The sequence below is a fragment of the Microbacterium sp. 1.5R genome (assembly GCF_007667425.1).
In the GTDB taxonomy this organism is placed as follows: Bacteria; Actinomycetota; Actinomycetes; order Actinomycetales; family Microbacteriaceae; genus Microbacterium.
Genome location: NZ_VDRC01000001.1, coordinates 964,318 through 980,747 on the forward strand (window position 1 = coordinate 964,318; position 16,430 = coordinate 980,747).

At 71.2% G+C, this 16,430-nt stretch carries 17 protein-coding genes; 11 read left to right on the plus strand and 6 right to left on the minus strand.

The features are described 5' to 3' along the window. Nucleotides 1-46 precede the first annotated feature (46 nt). The 3 genes from FSY98_RS04805 to FSY98_RS04815 all read right to left on the minus strand — a co-directional run bounded on the left by FSY98_RS04805 (nt 47) and on the right by FSY98_RS04815 (nt 2,867). Nucleotides 47-727 (minus strand): SGNH/GDSL hydrolase family protein, encoded by a 681-nt coding sequence (locus FSY98_RS04805; protein ID WP_144874435.1) that lies wholly within the window; start codon nt 725-727, stop codon nt 47-49. Between the two features lie 108 nt (nt 728-835). Then, the gene (locus FSY98_RS04810) at nt 836-2,209 is read right to left on the minus strand and encodes a pyridoxal-dependent decarboxylase (protein WP_144874437.1); all 1,374 of its coding nucleotides are present in this window, start codon (nt 2,207-2,209) and stop codon (nt 836-838) included. Between the two features lie 10 nt (nt 2,210-2,219). Further along, complete coding sequence (locus FSY98_RS04815) at nt 2,220-2,867, minus strand: TetR/AcrR family transcriptional regulator (protein WP_144874439.1); 648 nt, start codon at nt 2,865-2,867, stop codon at nt 2,220-2,222. Between the two features lie 78 nt (nt 2,868-2,945). Here FSY98_RS04815 and FSY98_RS04820 point away from each other — a divergent pair, with 78 nt between their 5' ends. After that, a complete protein-coding gene (locus FSY98_RS04820; protein ID WP_144874442.1) occupies nt 2,946-3,986 on the plus strand; it encodes an agmatine/peptidylarginine deiminase in 1,041 nt (346 codons plus the stop codon). Then, nucleotides 3,983-5,689 carry an amidase gene (locus tag FSY98_RS04825; protein ID WP_186307543.1) on the plus strand — a complete coding sequence of 569 codons (1,707 nt, stop codon included), beginning with the start codon at nt 3,983-3,985 and terminating at the stop codon, nt 5,687-5,689. The genes FSY98_RS04820 and FSY98_RS04825 overlap by 4 nt, the downstream gene beginning before the upstream one ends. 16 nt (nt 5,690-5,705) lie before the next feature. Here the strand turns inward: FSY98_RS04825 and FSY98_RS04830 are convergent, their stop codons facing one another. Beyond that, nucleotides 5,706-7,211, minus strand: coding sequence for a glutamate-cysteine ligase family protein (locus tag FSY98_RS04830; RefSeq protein WP_144874444.1), 1,506 nt, complete (start codon nt 7,209-7,211; stop codon nt 5,706-5,708). Nucleotides 7,212-7,307: 96 nt separating this feature from the next. On the opposite strand from FSY98_RS04830, the gene FSY98_RS04835 reads away from it, so the two are divergent. From FSY98_RS04835 to FSY98_RS04850, 4 genes are read left to right on the plus strand one after another with little or no spacing between them, the layout of a single operon-like run. Continuing rightward, nucleotides 7,308-8,159: a tryptophan 2,3-dioxygenase gene (locus tag FSY98_RS04835; protein WP_144874446.1), complete on the plus strand. Its 852-nt coding sequence runs from the start codon at nt 7,308-7,310 to the stop codon at nt 8,157-8,159. After that, nucleotides 8,159-9,130 carry a hydrolase gene (locus FSY98_RS04840; RefSeq protein ID WP_144874448.1) on the plus strand — a complete coding sequence of 324 codons (972 nt, stop codon included), beginning with the start codon at nt 8,159-8,161 and terminating at the stop codon, nt 9,128-9,130. Before FSY98_RS04835 ends, FSY98_RS04840 begins: the two co-directional genes overlap by 1 nt. 1 nt (nt 9,131) lies before the next feature. After that, nucleotides 9,132-10,388, plus strand: a complete 1,257-nt coding sequence (locus FSY98_RS04845) for a kynureninase (protein WP_144874450.1) — start codon at nt 9,132-9,134, stop codon at nt 10,386-10,388. Beyond that, nucleotides 10,381-11,259 carry a PaaX family transcriptional regulator C-terminal domain-containing protein gene (locus tag FSY98_RS04850; RefSeq protein ID WP_313955853.1) on the plus strand — a complete coding sequence of 293 codons (879 nt, stop codon included), beginning with the start codon at nt 10,381-10,383 and terminating at the stop codon, nt 11,257-11,259. Before FSY98_RS04845 ends, FSY98_RS04850 begins: the two co-directional genes overlap by 8 nt. A 36-nt stretch (nt 11,260-11,295) precedes the next feature. Here the strand turns inward: FSY98_RS04850 and FSY98_RS04855 are convergent, their stop codons facing one another. Further along, a complete protein-coding gene (locus tag FSY98_RS04855; RefSeq protein WP_144874454.1) occupies nt 11,296-11,781 on the minus strand; it encodes an FBP domain-containing protein in 486 nt (161 codons plus the stop codon). A gap of 317 nt (nt 11,782-12,098) precedes the next feature. On the opposite strand from FSY98_RS04855, the gene FSY98_RS04860 reads away from it, so the two are divergent. Beyond that, nucleotides 12,099-12,446, plus strand: coding sequence for a hypothetical protein (locus FSY98_RS04860; protein ID WP_144874456.1), 348 nt, complete (start codon nt 12,099-12,101; stop codon nt 12,444-12,446). A gap of 136 nt (nt 12,447-12,582) precedes the next feature. Continuing rightward, a complete protein-coding gene (locus FSY98_RS16905) occupies nt 12,583-13,278 on the plus strand; it encodes a CsbD family protein (protein WP_260857281.1) in 696 nt (231 codons plus the stop codon). Between the two features lie 51 nt (nt 13,279-13,329). Here FSY98_RS16905 and FSY98_RS16630 read toward each other — a convergent pair whose 3' ends face one another. Continuing rightward, nucleotides 13,330-13,494 carry a hypothetical protein gene (locus FSY98_RS16630; RefSeq protein ID WP_186307544.1) on the minus strand — a complete coding sequence of 55 codons (165 nt, stop codon included), beginning with the start codon at nt 13,492-13,494 and terminating at the stop codon, nt 13,330-13,332. 121 nt (nt 13,495-13,615) lie between these two features. On the opposite strand from FSY98_RS16630, the gene FSY98_RS04875 reads away from it, so the two are divergent. Genes FSY98_RS04875 through FSY98_RS04885 form a run of 3 tightly spaced genes read left to right on the plus strand, consistent with a single transcriptional unit; the run spans nt 13,616 to nt 16,387 of the window. After that, complete coding sequence (locus FSY98_RS04875; protein WP_144874460.1) at nt 13,616-13,882, plus strand: Rho termination factor N-terminal domain-containing protein; 267 nt, start codon at nt 13,616-13,618, stop codon at nt 13,880-13,882. A 9-nt stretch (nt 13,883-13,891) separates the two neighbouring features. Continuing rightward, complete coding sequence (locus tag FSY98_RS04880; protein WP_144874462.1) at nt 13,892-14,980, plus strand: YbdK family carboxylate-amine ligase; 1,089 nt, start codon at nt 13,892-13,894, stop codon at nt 14,978-14,980. A gap of 9 nt (nt 14,981-14,989) precedes the next feature. Beyond that, a complete protein-coding gene (locus FSY98_RS04885) occupies nt 14,990-16,387 on the plus strand; it encodes an MFS transporter (protein WP_144874464.1) in 1,398 nt (465 codons plus the stop codon). The last annotated feature ends 43 nt before the right edge of the window (nt 16,388-16,430 follow it).

The following is a 16,430-nucleotide window of genomic DNA, read 5'->3' on the forward strand; positions in this document are numbered from 1 at the left end:
CTCGTCCGAGCGGCGCACGCCTCTCGAGCGGCGGGTCCAGCTCCATTTAGAGCGGCGGGTCCAGCTCCGCCAGGGCGGCATCCATCCGCTCCGCCATCTGCAGGTACCCCTCATCGGACGGATGCAGGCCGTCAGCCGCCATCCAGCTGTCCGCCGACCCGGCGTAGTGGCCGTCGAGCCATCGACTCGCTCCCGGGATCCAGTCGGCGCCGATCGTCGACGCGGCGTCCTCGACCCACCCGCTGATGATGTCGACGGAGTCCGGGCGGTCGGCGGTGTACCAGAAAGGCTCGACCACGACGAAGCGCGCGTCGGGGAGTGCGTCGTGCAGCCTGGCGAAGTCGTCGACGATGGTCTCTCGGATGAGGTCGGCCCGAGCGCCGTAGCTGAAGTTGTCGTTGAGTCCCATCGTGATGAAGACGATGTCCGGGTCCTCCGCGATGATCAGCGCGGGCAGGTCGTCGTCGCCGAACGAGGACCGGTGGTTGACGAACCCGAGCCCGTTCACGCTCGGGTTGAACTCGCGCCACCCGCGCTCGGCGCTGATGGCGGTGGACCAGCGGTTCGCTTCGTCGCTCGCCCCGGTGCCGAGGGTGTACGAGTCCCCGTAGAAGGCGACCACCGGCCCGTCGCCCGGTGTGGGCGAGGAGTCGGGTGCAGGCGACCCGCTGCACGCCGTGAGACCCAGGGCGAGAGCGATCACGGAGGCGAGGGAGCGGCGGCGCATGCTGGTCGTTCGGTGCGGAGGCGGGACCGGATGGGCGGGACCGGACGGGCGGGACCGGATGGGCGGGACCTGACGGGCGGCTCGCCGTGCGCCCACCGGGTGCCAGCGCTACTTCATCGTGTCGAGGATGCCGACGAGGTCGTCGAAGGTCGTGAGCGGGTTGAGGATGGCGAACCGGGTGTTGGGCCGGCCCCGGTGCGAGCTCGGCACGACGAAGGCGCGCTGCGAGTCGAGCAGCGCGGCGGACCATCGGTCGTAGTCGGCACGCTCCCACCCCTCGCGCTCGAACACGACGACCGACAGCTGCGGGTCGCGTACGAGCCGCAGCTCGGGTCGGGCGGAGATCTCCTCGGCGATGCGCGCCGTGAGGGCGATCGTGGCGCCGACGGCCTCGCGGTACGCCTCGATCCCGTAGGTCGCGAGCGAGAACCACAGCGGCAGACCGCGAGGGCGTCGGGTGAGCTGGATCGAGTAGTCCGAGGGGCTGTAGTCATCGCCCTCGGTGAGCGTGTCGAGGTACTCGGCGTGCTGCGTGTGCGCGCGGCGCCCCGCCTCGGGGTCGCGGTAGATGAGCGCACAGCAGTCGAACGGTGCGAACAGCCACTTGTGCGGATCGACGATCACCGAGTCGGCGCGCTCCACCCCCGCGAAGATCGGCCGCGCCTCGGGCGCGAGCATGGCGGTGAGTCCGTACGCGCCGTCGATGTGCAGCCAGAAGTCGAAGTCGTCCTTCAGCGCGGCGATACCCGCGATGTCGTCGACGATGCCGAAGTTCGTCGACCCGGCCGTGGCGACCACGGCGCAGATCTCGTCGCCGTGCTCGCGGAGCGCCTCGCGCACGGCATCCGCTCGCAGCACTCCGTCCGGCCCCGCCGGGACGAGCAGCACCTCGGCATCCATGACCTTCGCGGCGGACTTGTTCGAGGAGTGCGCCTCGACGCTGCACACGATCTTCCAGCGTGCCGGCGGCTCGACGCCCCGCTCCGCCAGTCGGGCCCGAGCGGCCTCCCGCGCGGCGACGAGCGCCGACAGATTGCCGATCGTGCCGCCCTGCACGAAGACGCCGCCGGCCGTCGCCGGCAGGCCGAACTCGGCGGCGAGGAACGACAGCACCTCGTTCTCGGCGTGCACCGCGCCCGCACCTTCGAGCCAGCTGCCGCCGTAGAGCCCGGATGCCGAGACCACGAGGTCGAACGCGATCGCCGCCATCGTCGGCGCGGTCGGGATGAACGACAGGTACGACGGGTGGCTCGTGGTGAGGCAGGCGGGCGCGAGGATGTGCTCGAACACGCTCAGCGCCCGCTGGGCGCCGAGGCCGGCGTCGGTGATGGTCGTGCCGACGAGGCGGTTCAGCTCGGCGGGCGTCTGCGGCTTGTCGAGCGGCACGTCGGCGGCGAGCATCCGTCGCCGCGAGTAGTCGAGCACGGCGTCGACGATCGCCGTCGACTCCGCGGATGCCGCGTGCATGCGTTCTGCGCCCATGAGGGTCTTCCTACCTGTCTGTCGAGGGGTGCGCGGCGGGCGACAGGGCGTCCGCCGGGATGTCGAGGACGGCCGCGAGCGTGCGCCGCGCGAGGGCGGCCCGATCTCGCGGAGCCCACTTGACGAGCGAGTGGGCGCTCATGCCGTCGACCATGGCGAGCAGCATCCACGCCGCCGAGCCGGGGTCTGCCGTCGAGTGCGGGTCATCGGCGATCGCGCGGGCGATGAGGTCTTCCAGTGCGCTCTGCCAGAGGTCCATCTCGGCGCGCACCCTGGCGCCGAGCGCCTCGTTGCGGGCGCCCAGCGCCCACGACTGCACCCACACGACGGCGACGTCGTCGCGATGGTCGTCGAGCAGCGTCTCGATGAGCCGCAGGAGGTTCGTGCGCAGGTCGGCGTCGGAGTCGTACGAGGCGATGACCTCGTCGCGCTCGGCCGAGACGATCGCCGTGAAGACCTCGGCCACGAACGACTCCATGACCGGACGGTAGTGCGCCACGAGGGCGGGAGTCACGCCGGCGCGGGCGGCGATCGCGCGGATCGTCAGCGCCTCCAGTCCGCTCTCGCGCGCCAGCGCGACGGCGGCGTCGACGAGGGAGCGCTCGCGCTCCTCCGGGGGCAGCCGCCGGGGGGCGGCGGCTCTTGACGTCGTGTCCATCAGGGGTTACCGTAGCACTCGTTGATCGCATGTTCAATAGCGACGACGCCCGCACCGGCCGACCGCGAGGAGACGACGATGGCCTGGCACATGCCCGCCGAGACCGCACCCCACGAGCGCACCTGGATGGCCTTCCCCGCCGAGGGGCCGACGCTCGGCGACACGACGGTCGAGCGCGAGGAGGGCTACGCCACCTGGACCGCCGTCGCCCACGCGGTCGCAGAGTTCGACACCGTCGCGATGCTCGTCGACCCTGCCGAGATCACGAGGGCTCGGCGCATGCTGAGCCGCGACATCGACATCGTCGAGGCGCCGGTCGACGAGTTCTGGATGCGGGACTCCGGCCCCACGTTCGTCGTGGACGACGAACGACCGGGCGTGCTCGGCGCGGTGGACTGGATCTTCAACGGCTGGGGCGCTCCGGAGTGGGCGCAATGGGGCGAGGCCGCCCAGCACGCCCGCATCATCGCCGGAGCCGTCGGTGCCGAGCTCGTCAGCTCGACGCTCGTGAACGAGGGCGGCGGCATCCACGTCGACGGCGAGGGCACGGTGCTGCTCACCGACACCGTCCAGCTCGACCCTCGGCGCAACCCGTATGCCGACCGGCAGCGGGTCGAGGCCGAGATGACCAGGACGATCGGCGCGACGAAGGCCGTCTGGCTGCCCCGAGGACTCACCCGCGACTACGACGACTTCGGCACCAACGGCCACGTCGACATCGTCGCCACGATCGTCTCCCCCGGTCGCCTGCTGCTGCACGATCAGCGCGACCCCGACCACCCCGACCACGCGGTGAGCCGCGAGCTGCGGTCGCACCTCGCCGAGCAGACGGACGCAGCGGGCCGCCGCTTCGAGATCATCGACCTCCCCGCGCCGTCGAGGCTGCGCGACGACGAGGGTTTCGTGGACTGGAGCTACGTCAACCACCTCGTCACGAACGACGGCGTCGTGGCGTGCGGCTTCGGCGACGAGAAGGCGGATGCCGCGGCGCGCGAGATCCTCGCCGACGCCTACCCCGGCCGCCGCGTCGTCACGGTCGACGCCCGCCCGCTGTTCGACCGCGGCGGCGGCATCCACTGCATCACGCAGCAGCAGCCCCGCGTCCGGGTGCCCGCGTGAACGTCCACGAAGCCACCATCGCCGAGCTCCGCCGCGGGCTCGAGACCGGAGCCGTCACCGCGGTAGAGCTCGTCGACGCCTACCTCGCCCGCATCGACGCGTACGACGGACCGGACTCCCCCACCGCGCTGAACGCCGTGGTCGTCCGCAACCCGGAGGCGCGCGCAGAGGCCGACGCTTCCGACGCCCGACGCGCCCGCGGCCACGTGCTCGGGCCGCTCGACGGCATCCCCTACACCGCGAAGGACAGCTACCTCGTGCGCGGCCTCACCGCGGCATCCGGCAGTCCGGCGTTCGCCGAGCTCGTGGCGCAGCGCGACGCATTCACGATCGAGCGGTTGCGCTCAGGCGGCGCGATCTGCCTCGGTCTGACCAACATGCCGCCGATGGCGAACGGCGGCATGCAGCGCGGCGTCTACGGCCGTGCCGAGAGCCCGTACAACGTCGAGTTCCTCACCGCGCCCTTCGCCTCGGGGTCGTCGAACGGGTCGGGCTCCGCGACCGCCGCCTCGTTCGCGGCCTTCGGTCTCGGCGAGGAGACCTGGTCGAGCGGCCGCGGCCCCGCGACGAACAACGCCCTGTGCGCGTACACACCCTCGCGCGGAGTGATCTCCACCCGCGGCAACTGGCCCCTCGTCCCGACGATGGACGTCGTGGTGCCGCACACCCGCACCATGGCCGACCTGCTCGAGGTCCTCGACGTGATCGTCGCGGACGACTCCGAGACGCGCGGGGACTTCTGGCGCACTCAGCCGTGGGTCGAGTTACCCCCTGCGTCCTCGATACGACCCGCCTCGTATCCGGCGCTCGCGGACGCGGCGTCGCTCGACGGCGCGCGCATCGGCATCCCCCGGATGTACATCGACGCGGACGCGGATGCCGGCACCGCTGCGTCGCCGGGAATCGGCGGCCCGACGGGGCAGCGCATCGAGACGCGCGCGTCGGTGCTCGCCCGGTGGCAGGCCGCGCGGCGCGACCTCGAAGCCGCCGGTGCCACAGTCGTGGAGGTCGACTTCCCGGTCGTGTCGAACTATGAGGGCGACCGGCCCGGTGCGCCGACCATCGCGACCCGGGGGCTCGTGTCGCCGGAGTACCTGCGCCGCGAGATCGTCGACCTGTCGGCGTGGGGATGGGAGGACTTCCTGCAGGCCAACGCCGACCCGCGGCTGTCGACGCTCGCCGACGTCGACGGGGCGACGATCTTCCCGCACCCCGACGGCGCCCTGCCCGACCGGTACACCGGATTCGACGACGACATCGCCGAATACCCGGACTGGGTGCGCGCCAACCCCGGTATCGGGATCGCCGACATGCCCGAGCTGCCCGACGGACTGCGCGGACTCGAGGAGACGCGTCGCGTCGACCTCGAGGAGTGGATGGACGGTCTGCGGCTCGACGCGGTCGTGTTCCCCGCGGTCGCCGACGTCGGCCCCGCCGACATGGACGTGGACGAGGCATCGGCCGACCTCGGCTGGCGCAACGGGACGTGGATCGCGAACGGCAACCTCGCGGTGCGGCATCTCGGCATCCCGACCGTCACCGTGCCGATGGGGCTGATGGCCGACATCGGGATGCCGATCGGCCTGACGTTCGCCGGACGCGCCTACGACGACACGGCGCTGCTGCGACTCGCGGCGGCGTTCGAGGCGACGGGCGCTCCGGGCGAGCGCCGTACTCCGCCGCGGCGGACACCCGCCCTGTGACCGCAGGCAGCGCCGGTCAGTGCGTCCAGGTGTGCACGGGCTCGCCCGCCTGCATCCGCTCGAGGTAGTCCGCGAGCATGCCGTGCAGGGCCTCGCTGCGTGACGCGCCGGCGCGCTCCCGAGCCGCCACGTTCTCGCGCTGCCAGACCGCGCCGTTCCGTCCGGTGACGCACCGCTGCTCGATGATTCCGAGATACCGGTCGCGGACCTCGGGGTCGACCCCGAACGCATCCAGCCCCTCGGCAGCCGCGGGCAGCAGCCGGCGGAGCACCAGCTCGCCCGGGCTGATCCAGCCGGCTTCCGGCCAGTACAGCCGCGAATCGATGCCGTCCCGCGCGGCGGCCTGCAGATTCTCGGCCGCGGCGTCGAAGGTCATCTGCGACCAGATCGGGCGGTCGGCCTCGGCGAGGCTGCGCACGAGACCGTAGTAGAACGCGGCATCCGCCACCACGTCGACGACGCTCGGCCCCGCCGGCAGCACCCGGTTCTCGAGGCGGAGGTGCGCGGTGCCGTCACCGGCATCGTAGATCGGACGATTCCAGCGGTACACCGTGCCGTTGTGCATGCGCAGCTCGGCCAGCTCGGGTGCGCGACCCTCGCGCAGCGCCTCGAACGGGTCCTCGTCCGAGGTCACCGGGAGCAGCGCGGGGAAGTATCGCGAGTTCTCCTCGAAGAGGTCGAAGATCGACGTCACCCAGCGCTCGCCGAACCAGACGCGGGGCCGCACTCCCTGGTTCTTCAGCTCCTGGGGACGGGTGTCGGTGGCCTGTTCGAACATCGGGATCCGCGTCTCGTGCCACAGCGCCCTGCCTGCGAAGAACGGGGAGTTCGCGGCGAGGGCGACCTGCACGCCGGCGATCGCCTGCGCCGCGTTCCAATAGGAGGCGAACGACTCGGGCGCGACCTGCAGATGCAGCTGCACGGAGGTGCACGTGCCCTCGGGGAGGATGGTGTCGCAGACGATGTCGAGTCGGTCGGCAGGCTGATCGTCGCTCAGCGCCACTCCGTCGAGCTGCAGCTCGATGTCCTCGCCTCGCGCGGAGAGGACCTGCTGGCCGAGCAGGCTGTACCGGGGATCCGCCGAGAACCAGCGCTCCGTGAAGTGCGTCTCGTCGATCGTCGGGAGCATCCCGATCATGGCGAGGCTGCTGCCGGTCGACTTCGCCCTCTCGTCCGCGACGTCGAGCGCGCCGCGCAGGACGTCCTCGAGCTCCCGAAGACTGCCGTGTCCGATCGGCCGCGGCGCCACGTTGACCTCGACATTGAAGCGCGCGAGTTCCGTCTGGAACGCCGGGGAGGCGATCGCGGCGAGCGCCGCCTCGTTGCCGCGGGTCGGCGCACCGTGCTCGTCGACGAGGTTGAGCTCGATCTCCATGCCGAGCTGCGAATCCGGAGCGTCGACGGGCGCGAACCGCCCGTCGGCCAGCATCGAGGTGAGGGCATCGAGGCACCGCTCGGTCTTCGCGCGAAACTCGGTACGGTCCTGGCGCGTGAAAGTCCGCGCGTCGATGCTGTCGCCCATACGCCGACGGTATCGACCGCGACTCCCCTCCGTCGAGGAAGGGTTCCCATATTTCATATCTGTGACGCCCGCGATGATCCTGATACATTCAACGTCATGAGCACCGAGAACGAGCGGGCCCTCGAAGAGGGCATCGTCACGGACCTGTCCGGCCGCATGACCTACGGGTCGTATCTCGCCCTCGACCAGCTGCTCACGGCGCAGCGACCGGTCAGCGCTCCCGAGCACCACGACGAGATGCTGTTCATCATCCAGCACCAGACCACCGAGCTGTGGCTCAAGCAGATGCTGCACGAGCTGTCGTCGGCGCGCGAGCTGCTCGCCCGCGACGACCTGCGCGAAGCCCTGAAACGGATCGCCCGCATCAAGCGCATCCAGGACGTCATCACGCAGCAGTGGTCGGTGCTCGCGACGCTAACGCCCACCGAGTACGCGCAGTTCCGCGGAGCGCTCGGCAACTCTTCCGGCTTCCAGTCCGTGCAGTACCGCGCGGTGGAGTTCGCGCTCGGCAACAAGAACGAGAAGATGCTCGGCGTCTTCTCCGACCACCCGGCCAACCGCACCCTGCTCGAAGCCGAGTGGGAGAAGCCGACCCTCTACGACGAGTTCCTGCGCGTCGCCGCCCGCCGCGGCCTGCCGGTACCCGCCGAGATCCTCGACCGCGATGTGCGCCTCCCCTACCGCGAGACGGCCGCGCTCGTACCGGCGATCCGCGCGATCTACCAGGACCCGGCGACGCACTGGGACCTCTACGAGGCATGCGAAGACCTCGTCGATCTGGAGGACAACTTCCAGTTCTGGCGCTTCCGCCACCTCAAGACCGTCGCGCGGACGATCGGCATGAAGGTCGGCACCGGCGGCTCGAGCGGGGTCGGCTTCCTGCAGCGCGCCCTCGACCTCACCTTCTTCCCCGAGCTCTACACCGTGCGCACCGAGATCGGCGCCTGATGAGGGCCGCGACGTTCTTCGACGGTGCGCGGTGGCGCGACGGCGTCGTCGACGTCGACGGAGACGGCCGGATGCTGCTGCGCGGCGAGCCCGCGGCATCCGCTCTTCCCCGGATCGAGGGAGTGATCGTGGGCGGGTTCACCGACCACCACGTGCATCTGCAGCTCGTCGAGCACGAGCGGTTGACCGGATCACGGCTCGGGCGGGTCGTGGATCTCGGGGCGGATCCGGGCGTGGTGGCGTCGTACGGCGGCGCGAGGCGCACCGACGAGACGAGACGCGCCACCCGCATCGAGTACGCCGGTGCGTTCCTCACCGCGCGGGGCGGCTACCCCTCGGATCGCGAGTGGGCGCCCGCGGGCTCCGTCCGCGAGATCGCCGACGCAGGGCAGGCCACGGCGGCCGTCGCCGAGATGGCGGCTGCCGGAGCATCCTGTATCAAGGTCGCGAGCAACAGCGCGGCCGGTCCGGTGTTCTCCGACGAGCTGGTGCGGGTCGTCGTCGACGCGGCGAGCGCACGCGGCCTGCCCGTCGTCGTGCACGCCCAGGGCCGCGGCGAAGCGCAGCGAGTGGTCCGGCTCGGTGCTCGCTCTCTCGCGCACGCGCCCTTCACCGAGCGTCTCTCCGACGACGAGATCGCCGAGCAGGCGGCATCCGTGTCCTGGATCTCGACGCTCTCGATCCACGGCGGCGCCGACCTGCACGTCGCCGTCGACAACGTCCGCCGCTTCCACGCCGCGGGCGGTCGGCTGCGGTACGGCACGGACATGGGCAACGGCCCGACGCCGGTCGACCTCCACGATCTCGAACTCGCGGCGCTGCGGCAGGCCGGAATCGACGGCACAGCGCTCCTGAACTCCCTCGCGCCCGTCGACCCCCTCGACCCGGCGTCGGTGCTGCTCGTCCTGCCCCACCGCGATGCGCACCCGACTCTCGCGCGCCCGCTGACCACCGCCGATCTGGAGGCCTGACATGACCGACCATGAGACCCGCCATGACACGACCGCGGACGCATCCCTCCGCGAGCTCGCCGCGGCCCTCGATGCATCCGACCCGCTCGGGGCGCACCTCGACGCCTTCGCCGACGCTCCGGGTGTGCACGCGTACCTCGACGGCAACTCGCTGGGACGCCCCCTGCGCGATGTGCCGGAGCGCCTCGCCGCCTTCGCCCGCGAGGACTGGGGCACGCGGTTGATCCGCTCCTGGGACGAGCAGTGGATGGCGCTGCCGATGGCGCTCGGCGACCGCATCGGCGCGATCGCCCTCGGCGCAGCGCCCGGTCAGACGGTCGTCGCCGACTCGACCAGCGTGCTCATCTACAAGCTCCTGCGCGCGGCACTCGCGCACGACCCCGCCCGCACGGAGTTCGTCATGGAGACGGGGAACTTCCCCACCGACCGCTTCCTCGCCGAAGGTGTGGCCGCCGAGACGGGGGCGACGATCCGCTGGATCGAGCCCGACCCGGTGCACGGCGTGCAGGTGGCCGATGTCGTCGCCGTGCTCTCCGAGCGCACGGCCGTGGTCTCGCTCAGTCACGTCGACTACCGCTCCGGCGCGCTGGCCGACATGCCGGCGATCACCGCGGCCGCGCACGAGGCCGGTGCGCTGATGATGTGGGACCTCTGCCACTCGGCTGGCGTCGTGCCGATGCAGCTCGACGAGTGGGGCGTCGACCTCGCCGTCGGCTGCACGTACAAGTACCTGAACGGCGGGCCCGGGTCCCCGGCGTTCGCGTACCTCCGCCGTTCGCTGCAGGGCGTGCTGCAGCAGCCCATCCAGGGGTGGTGGAGCGCCGCCGACATCTTCGCGATGGGCCCCGAGTACGTCCCCGCCGCCGACATCCGTCAGCTGCTGAGCGGCACGCCGCCGGTGACGTCGATGCTCGCCATGCAGGGGATGCTCGACCTCATCGAGCAGGCCACGATCGGGGCGGTGCGCGAGAAGTCGCAGGCCCTCACCGACCTCGCGATCCGCGCCTATGACGAGGTGCTCGCCCCGCTCGGCGTGCGGCTGCTCAGCACGCGAGATGCCGCCGCGCGCGGCGGGCACATCACCATCGGCCACCCCGACTTCCGCGCGGTGACGCAGCGGCTCTGGGCCGACGGGATCATTCCCGACTTCCGGTTCCCCGACGGCATCCGCCTCGGGCTGTCGCCGCTCAGCACGTCGTACACCGAGACCGTCGGCGGAGTGCTCGCGGTGCGCGATGCCCTGGCCGCGCGTGGCTGAGGCCGCGCGGGTCACGAGCACCGGCGCGGGCCGGGTCGCCAGCGCGGGTCGAGTCGCGGGCGGCGGCGCGGTGCTCGACGACATCGACGCCCGCCCCGGCAGCACCGCGTCGCTGCTGCGCACACTGATCGGCCTGTACCTGCGCCCACTCGGCGGATGGATCTCGACCTCGCACCTCGTGGCGCTGGCGGTCGATCTCGGCATCCCCGCCGCGCAGGCGCGCACCGGCATCACCCGGGTGAAGCAGAAGGGCCTGCTGCTCGCCGAGCGACGAGACGGGCCCGGCTACCGCCTGAACCAGGACGCGGTCGCGATGCTCGAACGCGGAGATCGGCGCATCTTCGAGATGCGGGAGATGGCGGATGCCGACCCGTGGTGCCTCGTGTCGTTCTCGATCCCCGAGGGCGCCAGAAGCGTGCGGCACCAGTTGCGCCGCCGCCTGCAGTGGATCGGTGCGGGCACGGTGTCGGCCGCTCTGCTGATCTGCCCCGGGCATCTGCAGGAGGAGGCGGAGGAGATCGTCGCCGACGTCGGAGCGCGCGCCTGGGTCACCCTGTTCCGCGGCGCCCACCCCGTCGTCGAGGGAGCGGTCGCCGACGCCGCGGCGCGCTGGTGGGATCTCGACGCGCTGCGCACCGAGCACCTCGCGTTCCAGCGGTCGCTCGAGACGCTGCCGGCTGCGCCGTTCGCCGCGTACGTGCACCTGCTCGACCGGTGGCGGGTACTCCCCTACGTGGATCCCGGCCTTCCGCCGTCGATGCTGCCTGCCGACTGGCCGGGGCGACGCAGCGTCGGCGAGTTCGCGCGGCTCTCCGCCGAACTCGCCGACGCCGCGAGCGCGCACGTGCGCGCCGTCATCGCGGCATCCTGAGTCGGCCGGCGCCGAGCCGGTGCCTAACCAGGCCGGTCAGACCGCGACGGCGCGGACGAACGCCTGCACGTGCTCCTGCAGTTTGAGGATGCGCATCTCGCGCGCGAGCTCGCGGTCGTACCCCTGGTACGCGAGCGGCGGCAGCACGCGCACGTTCTTCGAACAGCCGAACTCGGCGCACGTGAGGTTGCCGATCGTGTCGCCCTTGCGACCGGCGGGGCCGGCCTTGCGGGCGGTGTAGAGCTGCACGTCGTTGCGAAGCGTCACGTCCTCGCACCACGAGCACTGGGCCCGGGCGATGACGCGCTGCTCCGCACGCTGCAGCACGACGCCGGTGGCGACGTCGTCGATCCACACCACGACGTACGAGCGGCGCGGGAGCTTGGGGTCGGTCCAGCCGAGGTAGTCGAGCGTGTCGAAGTCGATCTCGGCGAAACCGGGCGGCAGCGAGATGTCGGAGACCTCTTTGCGGGTGGCGTTGATGAAGGAGGCGCGCAGGACGCGATCGTCGAGGGGACGCATGAATGTGTGCTTTCAGAAGAGGCCGCGGGTGTGCGGCGGAAGTCGGAGGAAGAGGCCGGCGGGATGCCGGGTACGACGCGACGCCGGTGACGGGAAGTTCCGCCTCCGGCCGATCGTCAGCCTCTGCCCGCGGCGCGAGATGCGCCTGCGGCTCCATTCCGCGCCCGCTCCGGGAATCCGGGGGCGCTCATCGACAACAGCACCCGGCGAGTATACGCCCGTTTGTTTCGCCTCGTGTCGATGCGGGTACCCGCCGACGGATGCCGCGCCTACGCTGGCCGGAACACCCGCCCGACCGCAGCCTGAAGGAGCCAGCCGTGTCCACGCCGCAGAACCATCTCTCACCCTCGACGGTGCGTGAGCGTTCGGCGTGCATGTGCGCACGGGGCGACGCCTGCTCGTCGCACGCACCTGGTCACGCGCTGCACCTCATCCAGGCGCGCCTCGCCTCGGCGACGCCGTCGGAGTGGGTGGACGCGATCGTCGAACACGCCGACGCGCGCTCCGGCGACCTCGTCGTGCGCACGCTCGACCGCGTCACCCACGCGCTCTGGAACGCGGCGGGCGCCGCACACGAGGCTCCGGCCGGGACCCCCGTGGCGCTGCACGTGCGCTACGGCGTGCTCGCGGTGGGCCGCACGCGGTTCAACGTCGCGCGCGACTGAGGCGCGTCAGGCGGCGACCATCATGTCGCGGACGGCCATGCACGCATCCATGCACGCCTGGCATGCCTGTGCGCACATGCGGCACACGTCGCTGTGCGCGGCGTGCTCCATGCACTCGTCCATGCAGGTCTGACACATGGCGATGCAGGCGTCGAGCATCGCCATCATCGACGCGGGCGTCATGCCCTGCATCCGCATCATCGCGCGCATCATGGTGTTGCACATGTCGGCGCAGTTCATGCACGCCGGCGCACAGTCCATGAGCTGCGTCGAGCACACCGTGCATGCCTGCTCGCAGGCCGCGCACGCGTCCATGCAGGCCTGGAGCACCGACATGTCCATCGCCGCCGGGTCCATCGTCGTCGCCTCGGGGGCCGAGGTCATGTTCGTCCGCCAGGCGTCCATCATCATCGAGTCCATCGCGCACCGCTTCCGTCGTCGGCCTCAGCCGGGTGAGAGAGCGGGCAGGACCACCCGCCTGCGGCCCACAGTAGCCCGGGATGCCGCCGGCGTCGATGGCCGGATCCTGATGTCACGCGCGCGGGCGGTTGTCAATCCCGTGGTCGGTTGCGGTGCCCCGTGCGAGGGTGGCAGTCCCGTTGATCGGACGATGAAAGGACGCATCATGAGTGCAGACAACGACATCAAGAACAACGCCGAGAAGCTGGGCGGAAAGATCAAGGAAGGCGTCGGCAAGGTCACCGACAACGAGCGCCTCGAGGCCGAGGGTCAGGCCGACCAGACGAAGGCCTCCGCCAAGCAGGCCGGCGAGAATGTGAAGGATGCCGCGCACAAGGCCGGCGAGAGCATCCGCGACGGCTTCAAGGAATAGCCCCGCACACAGCAGTGAGGCCCGCCGAAGCGGGCCTCACTGGGTGACGGGTCAGCGCGCGCGGTTCCCCGAGATGGATCGGATCAACCAGGCGATCACGGCGATGGCCAGCAGTACGAGTCCCACCCACAGCAGGAACTGCAGGGACTGCACAAGCCCGCCGGTGATGGCCAGGATGACGGCGATCACGATGACGATGATCAGAAGGATATTCATCGGTCTTCCCTTCTCTCGGGCGCAGGGCACGCCCGTCGATCCGTTCACGGTATCCCCCCACCCCCTCCCGCATCGAGGGGCTTGACGCAGAGCAGTGCCACGTGAGTGAGGAGACGACGACATGCCAGGACGCAGGAACAACTCCCTGAAGGACCCGGAGCTCTACGAGGAGCTCCGCGACGACGGCGCCTCGAAGGAGAAGGCCGCTCGCATCTCCAACGCGGCGGCGAAGCAGGGCCGCAGCGCGGTCGGGCGCCGCGGCGGTCAGCACGGCGACTACGAGGACTGGACGGTCGCCGAGCTGCGCTCGCGAGCGAAGGAGCTCGGCCTCACCGGGTACAGCGGCAAGCGCAAGGCCGAGCTCATCTCGGCGCTGCGCGACCACTAGGCCACCTCTGTGGCCAGATTCGGCGTCGAGGAGGAGTTCTTCCTCCTCGACGGAAAGACCCTCCTTCCCCTGAGCATGAACGAGGGCACGCGCGACCGGATCGTCGGTCATCGCGCGGGCGGCACGGTGACCCCCGAATTCCTCACCTCGCAGCTCGAGACCGCCTCGGCTCCGCTCGACACCACCGCGGATGCACGCGTTCAGCTGCAGGGCATGCGGGTCGCCATGGCACGCGATGCCGCGGAGGATCATGCGATCGTGGCGGCCACCGGTACGCCGTTCGTGTGGTCGGACGAGGTGGTCGTCTCCTCCTCGCCCCACTACGACAGGGTCGCCGCGCTGCTCGGCGGCCTCACCCGGACGCACGAGGTCAACGGACTGCACGTGCACGTCGAGGTGCACGGCGACGAGGAGCGCGCGGCGGCGCTCAACCGCATCCGCGCCTGGATGCCGGCGCTGCTGGCACTCACCGGCAACTCGCCGTTCGACCGTGGTGTCGCGTCGGGCTTCGCGAGCTGGCGGTCGATCCTCACGCGACGCCTTCCCACCGGGTGGACGCCGCCGCACTCGCGCGACTACGCCCAGTACCGCGCGCACGTCGACGGACTCCTGGCGCTCGGCGGCGTCACCGAAGCCACCTCGATCGGCTGGACGGCCCGCCTCTCCGAGCGCTATCCGACCGTCGAGGTGCGGGTGTGCGACGCCCAGCTCGACGTCGACGACGCGCTGCTGGCCGTCGCCCTGAGCAGGGCGCTCGTCGCGAGCGAGGAGCTCGACGCCTGCCCCGAGGTCGGACTCGACGCGATCGACGCCTCGCTGTGGACCGCCGCCCGCTTCGGTCAGCAGGCGCGCATCGTCGACCCCACCACGGGCGATGCGGCGCCGACCTGGGATGTCGTCGAGCGGATGCTGTCGCGCATCGCCCCGGCCCTCACCGCGCAGGGTGACGACGCATTCGTCGCCGCTCAGCTCGCCCGCATCCGCGAGCAGGGCACCGGTGCCGAGCGTCAGCTTCGCGCCCTCGCGCAGGGCGGACCCGAGGGACTCCGCGATCTGTACCGCGCCACCACCGCCCCGGAGGACGGTTCGCGGCAGTAATGTCGCCCTGTGGCATCCTCGCGCTTCGCTCCCCTGCAGCGGCTCGTGATCTCGGTCGCGGTGCTCGCGTCGTTCGTGACGTTCCTCGACGGCACGGTCGTCACGGTCGCGCTGCCGGCGATCAGCCGTGAGCTCGGCGGCGGCATCACCACGCAGCAGTGGGTGGTCGACGCGTATCTCATCACGCTCAGCGCTCTGATCCTGCTCGCCGGGTCGCTGTCTGACGCCTACGGCCGGGTGCTCGTGATGCGCGTCGGGCTGGTCGCGTTCGGCGTCGCCTCGATCGCCGTCGCCGCGGCACCCGACCCCCTCGTGCTCATCATCGCCCGTGCGGCGCAGGGCGCGGCGGGGGCCCTGCTCGTGCCCAGCTCGCTGGCTCTGATCACCGCGACCATGCGCTCCGACGTGCAGGCACGGGCGATCGGGGTCTGGACGGCGTTCACGACCGGCGCGCAGCTGGTCGGTCCCCTGCTCGGCGGGCTGTTCGTGGACTTCCTCTCCTGGCGCTTCGTGTTCGTCATCAACGTGGTGCCGATCGGGGTCACGCTGCTGCTGCTCGCGCGTCTGAAGCTGAACGAGAAGCCGAGCGGAGTGCGCGTCGACTGGGTCAGCGGCATCCTCTGCGCGGTCGGCCTCGGCGCCGTCGTCTTCGCGCTGATCGAGCAGCCGAACCTCGGCTGGGCCTCTCCGGCGATCTGGCTCCCCGGGGTGGTCGGCGCCGCGCTGTTCGCGCTGTTCCTCGTGCGTCAGCAGCGGTCGGCCGCCCCGCTCATGCCGCTGTCGCTGTTCCGGGTGCGCGACTTCGCGTGGGGCAACCTCGCCACGCTCTTCGTGTACGCCGCCCTGTCGCTCAACGGATTCGTGATCGGCGTCTACCTGCAGCAGGGCGCCGGACTCACCGCGACCGCCGCCGGACTCGCCAGCCTGCCCATGACGATCCTCATGATCCTCGTGAGCTCGCGCGCCGGGTCGTGGGCCGGCCGCTTCGGCCCGCGCATCTTCATGACGGTCGGCCCGCTCGTGATGGCCGCCGGAGCGGTGATGCTGCTGCTCGTCGCCGAGGACTTCGACTACTGGTGGCAGGTGCTCCCCGCCATGATCGTGATGGGTCTCGGCCTGTCGCTGACCGTCGCGCCGCTGACATCTGCCATCCTCGGTGCGATCGACGAGTCGCGCTCCGGCATCGCCTCGGCGGTGAACAACGCCGTCTCGCGGGTCGCCGGCCTGCTGGTCGTGGCCATGCTCACCACGATCATCGGCGGCACCCTCGATCTGGGCGGATTCCACAACGCCGCGTGGGTCACCGCCACCCTGCTCGTGCTGGGCGGCGTGGTGTCGTGGATCGGCATCCGCCGCAACCCCGCCGAGGAGCAGCCGGGCGCGGGCGCGGACACCACCCGGCATTGACGCGGTCGGGGCGTGAGCGCAGACTGGGGCCACATTCCCGCCG